Below are 8,289 nucleotides of genomic sequence, written 5' to 3'. Positions count from 1 at the left end.
ACACATCCCTTCGTCCATTCGATAAATCTAGAATAGAGTTTAAGATGTAATAATTGCCTATGTAACCATTCCATTGTATTTGTTAATTAAAAAACACCGATAGTTTTTGCATAAAATTTTCGGGTGGATTTGTAGGTTTGTTTTTCTTCATATCAACGAAAACCAATGTAGTTGTCCCAATGTTGATCAACTCTTCTTTTTCGTTATACAACTCGTACTCGAAAAAGATCCTGATGCCAGGTAAGGTTTTGATGATTGTTTTTACCGTAATTTCCTGATCGTATAGGGCAGGTTTAATATATTTGCATTTTAATTCCAAAACTGGCATCATAATTCCATCAGCTTCCATCGAGCTATAGCTCATGCCCAAACTACGCAACATTTCTACCCGGCCTACTTCGTAGTACTGTGCATAATTGCCGTAATACATATAACCCATTTGATCGGTTTCGCCATACCGAACCCTGATTTTTGTACTGTGGCTATACATTATTTAAAAATGTTTCTTTTGTTTAAAGCTTCACGATATTTCTTTGCATTGATTTCGTGCTGTGCTTTATTTTCAGCAAAGTTATGGTAGCCGGAAAAATCTTCTTTGGCACACATGTAAATGTAATTGTTGTTATCGCGGTTTAGTACAGCATCAATCGCATTAATACTTGGCATCATAATAGGGCCTGGAGGCAAACCAGCATATTTATACGTGTTGTAAAGCGATTGTACCTGTAATAATTTTCCGGTTACCCTTTTTACCGTAAAATCGTTGTTTGCAAAAATTACCGTTGGATCAGCCTGTAACAATATGCCTTTATTCAAACGGTTTAAATACAAACCTGCTATAATGGGCATTTCTTTGTCGTAAAGCGCCTCTGCATCAACAATTGAAGCTAAGGTGTATACCTGTACCGGAGTCAGGTTTAAACTTGCTGCTTTTTGCTTGCGGTCGGCTGTCCAGAATTTATCATATTCCTTGTGCATGCGCTCAAAGAAGTCAACCGGCGAAATGGTTAAACGGTAACGTCCGGGTTTAACGCTTGTAGCTAAATTCATTTTTCCGGCAGCTGCAGTAAAAGAAGAGATACTTTTTACCAGATCTTTCTTTTTAATTTCTGCGATCAGATCATCGTAGCTGCTTCCGGTTTTGATATATAGATATTTTTGATTTTCGGTAACGTTGGGGGCAAAGTAAAGCCTGTAAATATTTAACGCAAAGTAACCAGCAATTAAAATAACAACAAGTGCAATCACTATTGCCACTTTTTTGCCTGTACTCATGTTCTTTTTTTCTACTTCAGTCATCTGTAAATATGATACGTGTTTATTGTTGTTTGTTAGATAGGGTAATGTTAATCTTTGTGCCTATAGCCACTTTGGTTAACGAATCAACCAGCATAGGATCTTGTTTAATAATAATGGCAGCAGCACTATCGGTAATAGGGCCATCGTAAATAATAGTGCCTAAACTCAGGTTCGAACCTCTTAGGCTAAATTTCGCTTCATCCATCGTTAATCCCATTAGTTGTGGAATATCTACTTCTTCGTTTCCACGTCCATCGCCCAATACCAGGTTAATCCTGGAGCCAACAGGCACAACCTGTCCTACTGCTATTGGCTGGCCGCCGAAAGAAGCTTCTAAAACCACATCGCGGCTTACATCTGGCTTATAGGTGGTATCGCCGAGTTTTAATCTAGAGCTCTCTATTATAGCCTGTGCTTCTCTTAAGGTCTTAAACGCTATATCAGGGAATTTTGTATTCGGTGTTTTACCTGCGTTAATGGTTAAGTAAATGGTACGGTTATCTTTTACAAAAGTATTGGGATCAGGATCCTGATCAATTACAATTCCTGCAGGTTGATCCATAATAAAAACAGAATCTACTTCATATTTTAATCCGGCATCTTCGAGTTTCTTAACTGCCTGCTCAAAAGATAAGCCTTTTACCATAGGTACATTTAGGCCCTGTCCGTGTTTGGTATAATATCTTAAACTAAAAAAAGCAACCAGTAGAAGCACAACAACAGTTATTATTGCAGCTAAAATATTGTTTCTAAACGATTTGGTTTTTAAATAATCTATAAATTTAGACATGAATCTTAATTTGGGTTATGCGTACAAGCTCAAATGTAACTATTTTAATGATTGATTGAATTATAGAATCCATTTCCTCATTCAATCATTCAATAAATTCTCTCCTTCAATATTACTAAAGCACAAAGATATTTATATTTTTGAGGATATATTTATATTCAATTTCTATTTATAAAAGGATTTTTAACATGAAGAAAACGATAGCATTGTTAACAGGCGGTACCACAGGCGAATGGGTTGTTTCGGTGAAAAGCGCAGCCACTATTGCCCAAAATATCGACCCCAATTTATACGATGTGTATAAGATTATGCTGAACGAAAAGGGCTGGTTTTATGAACCTGCTGATTCTGTTAAAATTGAAATTGATAAAAATGATTTTTCCTTAACGCTTGAAGGAAGAAAAATTAAGTTCGATGGCGTTTTTATTGCTATCCATGGTTCGCCTGGCGAGGATGGGAAATTACAAGGCTATTTTGATATGTTAGGTATCCCATACACGGCCTGTGATGCACTAACTTCATCAATTACGATGAATAAAGGTTACACCAAAGCGGTTGTAGAAGGCATTGATAACCTGTACACCGCAAAATCTGTTCAGATATTTAAAGGTGGCAACTATAATTTAAATCAAATTAAGCAAGATCTAAGATTGCCTTATTTTGTTAAACCAAATAGTGGTGGCAGTAGTATTGGCATGAGTAAGGTAAAACATGCTGATGATCTGGAAAGTGCTATAGAAAAGGCTTTTAAAGAGGATGGTCAGATTTTAATTGAGGAGTTTGTTAGTGGTAGAGAGTTTTCGATAGGCATTTTTGGCGCTGAAGGAAAAATTATTGTCTTGCCAACCACAGAAGTTATCCCGGTAAATGAATTTTTTGATTTCGAAGCCAAATATACGCCAGGCGCAACTGAAGAAATTACACCGGGCAGAATGAATGAAGAAGAGGTGAGTCGCGTACAGCAGGTGGTAAAGGATGTATATAAGAAACTAAATTGCAGGGGAGTGGTACGTGTTGATTATTTCCTGGAAGAAGGAACTGGTAAATTTTATTTTATCGAAATCAATACCATTCCCGGGCAAACAGCAACCAGTTTTATCCCACAACAGGTAGCGGCAATGGGTATTACACTGAAAGAGTTTTACACCCGTTTAATGAAAGAAACATTAGGGTAGTCTTCGTGAACTTTGTCATTCTGAATGCAATGAAGAATCTTTAAGATATTAGCATGCTTTTATGATCTATTGGCTTTGTTAGCGAGGTAATTTAGGTTAGGTGTTTCATTGGCTAGGGATTCTTCACTTCGTTCAGAATGACAAGTGACATATAATTATATCGAAAATAATCTTTAAGATCTTTTATAGACCTACTTAAGTACTTATTGGCCTAAATTATGATGAACTTCCAGAAACTGATTGATAAAGGTTTAAAACTCAAAAGCTATCCAAAAGATTCGGTTGTTTACGAGCCCGGTATGCAGCCGCGCTACGTGTATTTTATCAAATCAGGTGAGGTAAGAATGGTTACCGTTAGCGATGAAGGAAAGGAATTTATTCAAGGGGTTTTTAAAACAGGGCAATATTTTGGCGAACCTGCATTATTGATCGACAGGCCTTATTTAGCTTTTACCATCACCAATAAAGATTCGCACATTATTGCTGTAAATAAAGAAGATTTCTTTGATTTGATCAAAAACGAACCCGATTTTAGCATGCACCTGATCCGGACGCTAAGTCACCGCCTTTTTTATAAATCGATGATGCTGGAAGAACTGGCAAGCGAAAAAGCAGAGCATCGGTTGTTAACGATTATCAATTACCTTCTCGACGATATTGCTGTGGGTGAAAATTTAAAGGTAACGCGACAAGAATTAGCCGATATGACTGGTTTAAGGGTAGAAACAGTGATTCGTGGCACTAAAATACTAGCCGAAAGAGGCCTGATCAAAACCATTAAAGGGAAAATAGTAAAGGTTTAGCATTTTATTTGGAACCAATAAACAAATGACCAGTGAACAAATGACTAATGAACTAACAAACCATCCCTCAAACATGACGTAGATCATAAATTAGTTTTTAATTTTAGCCTTACCTTTGTGGTATCAAATTAGAAGATTATGGCTGAGTTATCTAAATTTCAAGCATTTTTACAGTGTAAATGCCCGCGCTGCCGCAAAGGAGATATCTTTACCGGAAGTGCTTATTCTTTCAGATTACAAAAAACAAATATTACCTGTCCGCATTGCAATTTAAAATTTGAACGTGAACCTGGATTTTTCTACGTAGCGATGTTTGTAAGTTATGCCATGAATGTTGCAGAAATTATTACCATTGGAGTAGCATCGTATGTTTTAGGCTTGCCTTTAATTTATGAAAACCTGTGGTATTATGTAAGTTTAATCTTAACGGGTGTTTTATTGTTATCTCCAATTAATTACCGCTATTCGAGAGTTATTTTGCTTCATTACCTTACACCAGGATTGCACTATGTTCCCGGAAGTGGGGATTAGTGCTAAAAAACTAATCCAAAAAGGTCTTCCAGCGGGTAGAGGTCTAAAAAGCAAGCGGTAAAATTAAAGAAAAAGTGAATAAAAACACCATACCACAATGTTTTAGTTCTAATTCTGAGCCAACCAAGAAATAAAGCAAAAGGCAGCAACCAGAATACCGAAATCAGGCTGAAATGAATGATGAAAAATAAAATAGAGGAAATATAAATAGCTTCTTTTTCGTCAACCACACTTAATAACTTCTGCATTAAATAGCCTCTGTAAGCCAATTCTTCGAATATAGCAGGGTAGAGGGCAATAGAAGCAAACATTAACCAGGTACCATATTTATGAAATGCGAATATGGAATAATACTCCATTTCCTTTTTAAAAACAAGTTCGTTTAAATGGTCAACCACAAATGTGACCATAATGGAAGCCAAAATAGTAGCAGTTATTAAGCCCGTTAATTTCCATATAGAAAAACCTGGCCATTTTAGTATATTTTTATTTTCCGACCAGCTATTAAAAAAGAACAAAGTGGCAGCGATACCCATTATACCATCGATACAAAAAAACGTAGTTAAAGAATGTTCTTCTATGAGCAATGAAGTTGCACAGCACAATATCTCTATCATAAAGAACAGGCCGATTTGTTGTATGTTTGGCCACTTCTTACTGTGAATTACAACTTCCTTATAATTTTGGGCGCTACCGCAATGGCTACAGAATTTATGGCCTACAGGAACTTCATTTTAGCAATGATCACATAAATTATCCGAAATTTGCAGCTCCTCCAAGTTAATCGATATTAAGCTCTTTTTTTATTTTATCAGCTTCAAGAACTGCCCGAATACCTTTAATTAGATAAATGATGATCGCAACTTTAAAAATAATGCCCTTAAAAATACTAGTTGGGTCGGCAATAAGGTTTAAGATTTGAATGATTACATAAAGTGATAGGCCTGAAACCATGGCCGTAATAGGTTTGGTTTTGCCTAAAACACCAAAAGCCACAAATGCTCCTACAAGGATTACATTCATAATTAATAATGTAAACTGATCTTCCGGTGCTGCAGTAAAGAAAATGAAAACAGCTGATACGGCATTGATACCAGCAATCCAATACAGCGAATTACAGGCACTTTCTACCGATCTATTCAAATCGCTAAGATCTATCTCCTTAACGGTTCTGTTCGCAATGTGATGGTCTTTTTCTTCTTTGGTTCCTTGAAAAGGGAAGCCGCAATTGTTGCAATAGGTATCTGAAGGAACAAATGGTCTGTAGCAGCTACTACATAAGCTTTCGCTTTGGTTTTCCATAATATGAGCGTTAATATTTTGTGTAAATATAGAATTGAAAAAAAACAATCCAAAAAAAACGAGGAAATATTTCCCCGTTTTGTCGTAATTTCTAAAAAAACTACTTCTTCATCGGGTGCTGAACATATTCAGATAGTCTCACAACCTTTCCATTTTTCAATTTAATATCGTTAAATAAAGCCACTGTATCGGTTTTTCCATCTTTTGTCGAAGACACCTGGTTGTACCACAGGCTTACCCATTCTTCACTTTTATCTTTGTTCACAACCGATTCCATGTCTTGCATGTCGATTTTAAAACTCTTCATTTTGTCGAATTCGCCTTGTAATTCTTTCAAGAGCTGAGATTTTGTCCCCTTAAATTTGTAACCATCCAGGTCTAAGGCCACACTGTCGGCAAGCACCTAAATATAACTAATTACTTGAATATTAATGGAATGTATACAGTTTTTGTTCCCTGAGTTTACATACCTGAAATAGGAACAACTAAATAATACAGCTAACAAAATGTAAAGCCAGCTCAAAGTATTGGATGCTAAAAATGATTTTAACAATTTGTAGAATAATGCAAAAACGAATAAAAATATCACAAACGAATAGGGTTTAAAGATTATTCATTTTGTTAGCGCATTAATTTAAAGCTGTGCTTATCGTCCTCGTTTGTAACGAGGATGGAGGGGAAGGGCGATTTTATCGCCTTTAAACTGTTCATTTTGCATTACAAATGCGGATCTCAACAGTCCTCGTTGCAAACGAGGGCCGTTTTATGTTTCTGTACAGTCAAAGATTTCTCCTCCGAAAGAGTTCCTTTGGAACACTACGGTCGAAATGACGATTGAAATTAATTATTTATTTATTGTACTGGTAATACCATCTACCAAAGCCTTTACTTTTATTTCGGAAGTGAGTTCGTATCGATATTCATCCTCAATACTGCCCATTTTGGTTTCCGTATTTCTGAATCCCATTTTACTTGGCACAAATTCCTTTGCTGAAGCATGAAATTGCCTGGCACCCGTTTGATTAATAAGGTTTTTGATATTGTTTTCATTTATACCTGCACCAGGCATGATGGTAATCCGGCCATTGGCCTTTTTTACAAGCTGTGCTAGTTTTTCTGCTCCCAGAATCGCAGAAGAAGCACCTCCAGAGGTAAGTACCCTTTTTATGTTGAGTGCGATTAAATCTTCCAATGCCTGATTCATATCGTTGCTCATATCAAATGCCCTGTGGAAAGCCACCTCCATAGGTTTAGCCAGTTCAATTAATTCAGCACACCTTTCTTTATCGATAGTGCCATCTGCTTTAAGTATTCCGGTAACTATACCTTCACAATTTAATGATTTGCAGATTTTTATATCTTCTTTCATTAACTCAAATTCGATTTCGGAATATAGAAAATCGCCTCCACGCGGACGGATAATTGGCCAAACTTCGATGGATAGGTTTTTCTTAGACAGGGCAATTTGAGCATAACTTGGTGTTGTACCACCTTCTGCCAGGTTATCACAAAGCTCCACTCTTTTTGCTCCACCATTTTGCGCAGCCAATGCCGATTGATAGGAATTAGCACATACTTCTAAGCAACCAATTGCCACTTCATTCATTATATAGATTTATTAATTTAAATTATTCCTGTGGCCCTGCTGGCCCTAAAACTACCCATCCCTTTGGCGATTTGTAGGTGTTAAGTAACTGCACTGATTTTCCGCCATCCGGATACCAGCATACCTCTGTAATTACCCAATGGGTTTCGTCAACTTTTTTACGTTCCGGAAAAGCATTTTGGATAGTGGAAAAATCAGGAAAACCATGTTCTTCTATATTGTTGATGAAAGATAGTTTAAGCACTTCGGCAGTTTCGTTGATGATATCCTGATCAATCTCCATTTTCATCACAGAAAGTAAGGATTTAGCTTCTTCAAAAAAATCCTTACAGGCTATGGCAGCATCAATATCTTTATTGTTGTAGGCTTTTTCAATCGCCAGAATTGCACCTTCCGGTGTTTCGAGATTGGCTTTGAAATGATCAACGCCCTCATCAATATATAAACCTATGCTGTTGTCAAATGCTGCTTTCTCTTTTTCTGCAACGCCATCCCTAATGGCCCGTATGGTATAACCGCCAATTAATCTGCCGTTTTCAATAATCATCCAATCAGAGATTAAATCGCGCTTTATGCCGATTTTTTGATTAAATTTTACAGAACGAATATTTACCGGTTCGTTTCCAACGGTACCAAATAAGTTTCCTTCATCGTCAAAATGTGGGTCTGTTAACCAAATATGTTCGCCTTCATCACCATCGGTAATGAGTACTTTAATAGAAAAATAATTTTGGTAAGGTTGTTTGTTTTTTAAACTTTCTTCGAAATACCAAAGGGTTAAAT

Annotated in this window: 11 protein-coding genes; 3 read left to right on the top strand and 8 right to left on the bottom strand. The window is 36.6% G+C overall.

Translation table 11 applies throughout. From position 1 onward, the window contains the following. Positions 1–82 precede the first annotated feature (82 nt). Genes AC1DND_RS17575 through AC1DND_RS17565 form a run of 3 tightly spaced genes read right to left on the bottom strand, consistent with a single transcriptional unit; the run spans position 83 to position 2,089 of the window. The gene (locus tag AC1DND_RS17575; protein WP_477583564.1) at positions 83–490 is read right to left on the bottom strand and encodes an acyl-CoA thioesterase; all 408 of its coding nucleotides are present in this window, start codon (positions 488–490) and stop codon (positions 83–85) included. Beyond that, the gene (mltG, locus tag AC1DND_RS17570) at positions 490–1,299 is read right to left on the bottom strand and encodes an endolytic transglycosylase MltG (protein ID WP_477583562.1); all 810 of its coding nucleotides are present in this window, start codon (positions 1,297–1,299) and stop codon (positions 490–492) included. The genes AC1DND_RS17575 and mltG overlap by 1 nt, the downstream gene beginning before the upstream one ends. A gap of 19 nt (positions 1,300–1,318) precedes the next feature. Further along, on the bottom strand, positions 1,319–2,089 hold the full coding sequence (locus AC1DND_RS17565; RefSeq protein ID WP_230140703.1) for a PASTA domain-containing protein: 771 nt from the start codon (positions 2,087–2,089) through the stop codon (positions 1,319–1,321). A 188-nt stretch (positions 2,090–2,277) separates the two neighbouring features. Between AC1DND_RS17565 and AC1DND_RS17560 the strand changes: the two genes are divergently transcribed. The 3 genes from AC1DND_RS17560 to AC1DND_RS17550 all read left to right on the top strand — a co-directional run bounded on the left by AC1DND_RS17560 (position 2,278) and on the right by AC1DND_RS17550 (position 4,598). Continuing rightward, positions 2,278–3,264 carry a D-alanine--D-alanine ligase gene (locus tag AC1DND_RS17560; protein ID WP_477583560.1) on the top strand — a complete coding sequence of 329 codons (987 nt, stop codon included), beginning with the start codon at positions 2,278–2,280 and terminating at the stop codon, positions 3,262–3,264. A 218-nt stretch (positions 3,265–3,482) separates the two neighbouring features. Then, the gene (locus tag AC1DND_RS17555) at positions 3,483–4,067 is read left to right on the top strand and encodes a Crp/Fnr family transcriptional regulator (protein WP_477583558.1); all 585 of its coding nucleotides are present in this window, start codon (positions 3,483–3,485) and stop codon (positions 4,065–4,067) included. A gap of 138 nt (positions 4,068–4,205) precedes the next feature. After that, positions 4,206–4,598: a DUF983 domain-containing protein gene (locus tag AC1DND_RS17550; RefSeq protein ID WP_215127369.1), complete on the top strand. Its 393-nt coding sequence runs from the start codon at positions 4,206–4,208 to the stop codon at positions 4,596–4,598. 2 nt (positions 4,599–4,600) lie between these two features. Here the strand turns inward: AC1DND_RS17550 and AC1DND_RS17545 are convergent, their stop codons facing one another. The 5 genes from AC1DND_RS17545 to AC1DND_RS17525 form a co-directional block, all read right to left on the bottom strand. After that, complete coding sequence (locus tag AC1DND_RS17545; RefSeq protein WP_477583556.1) at positions 4,601–5,215, bottom strand: lysostaphin resistance A-like protein; 615 nt, start codon at positions 5,213–5,215, stop codon at positions 4,601–4,603. A gap of 163 nt (positions 5,216–5,378) precedes the next feature. Beyond that, positions 5,379–5,900 carry a hypothetical protein gene (locus AC1DND_RS17540; RefSeq protein ID WP_477583554.1) on the bottom strand — a complete coding sequence of 174 codons (522 nt, stop codon included), beginning with the start codon at positions 5,898–5,900 and terminating at the stop codon, positions 5,379–5,381. 100 nt (positions 5,901–6,000) lie between these two features. Next, positions 6,001–6,237, bottom strand: a complete 237-nt coding sequence (locus AC1DND_RS17535; protein ID WP_477583552.1) for a hypothetical protein — start codon at positions 6,235–6,237, stop codon at positions 6,001–6,003. A 507-nt stretch (positions 6,238–6,744) separates the two neighbouring features. After that, a complete protein-coding gene (locus AC1DND_RS17530) occupies positions 6,745–7,506 on the bottom strand; it encodes a copper homeostasis protein CutC (protein WP_477583551.1) in 762 nt (253 codons plus the stop codon). 22 nt (positions 7,507–7,528) lie between these two features. After that, positions 7,529–8,289, bottom strand: a 761-nt coding sequence (locus AC1DND_RS17525; protein WP_477583549.1) for a DUF2314 domain-containing protein, incomplete at its 5' end; no start/stop codon positions are given.

The sequence above is a fragment of the Pedobacter sp. 01N416 genome (genome assembly GCF_056399685.1).
This window is presented reverse-complemented; position numbering and strand designations above follow the sequence as displayed.

Coding starts and splice junctions, on each gene's coding strand:
- AC1DND_RS17540 (WP_477583554.1), bottom strand. CDS start 5,900: ATGGAAAACCAAAGCGAAAGCTTATGTAGTAGCTGCTACAGACCATTT.
- AC1DND_RS17555 (WP_477583558.1), top strand. CDS start 3,483: ATGATGAACTTCCAGAAACTGATTGATAAAGGTTTAAAACTCAAAAGC.
- AC1DND_RS17550 (WP_215127369.1), top strand. CDS start 4,206: ATGGCTGAGTTATCTAAATTTCAAGCATTTTTACAGTGTAAATGCCCG.
- AC1DND_RS17560 (WP_477583560.1), top strand. CDS start 2,278: ATGAAGAAAACGATAGCATTGTTAACAGGCGGTACCACAGGCGAATGG.
- AC1DND_RS17545 (WP_477583556.1), bottom strand. CDS start 5,215: ATGATAGAGATATTGTGCTGTGCAACTTCATTGCTCATAGAAGAACAT.
- mltG (WP_477583562.1), bottom strand. CDS start 1,299: ATGACTGAAGTAGAAAAAAAGAACATGAGTACAGGCAAAAAAGTGGCA.
- AC1DND_RS17575 (WP_477583564.1), bottom strand. CDS start 490: ATGTATAGCCACAGTACAAAAATCAGGGTTCGGTATGGCGAAACCGAT.
- AC1DND_RS17565 (WP_230140703.1), bottom strand. CDS start 2,089: ATGTCTAAATTTATAGATTATTTAAAAACCAAATCGTTTAGAAACAAT.
- AC1DND_RS17530 (WP_477583551.1), bottom strand. CDS start 7,506: ATGAATGAAGTGGCAATTGGTTGCTTAGAAGTATGTGCTAATTCCTAT.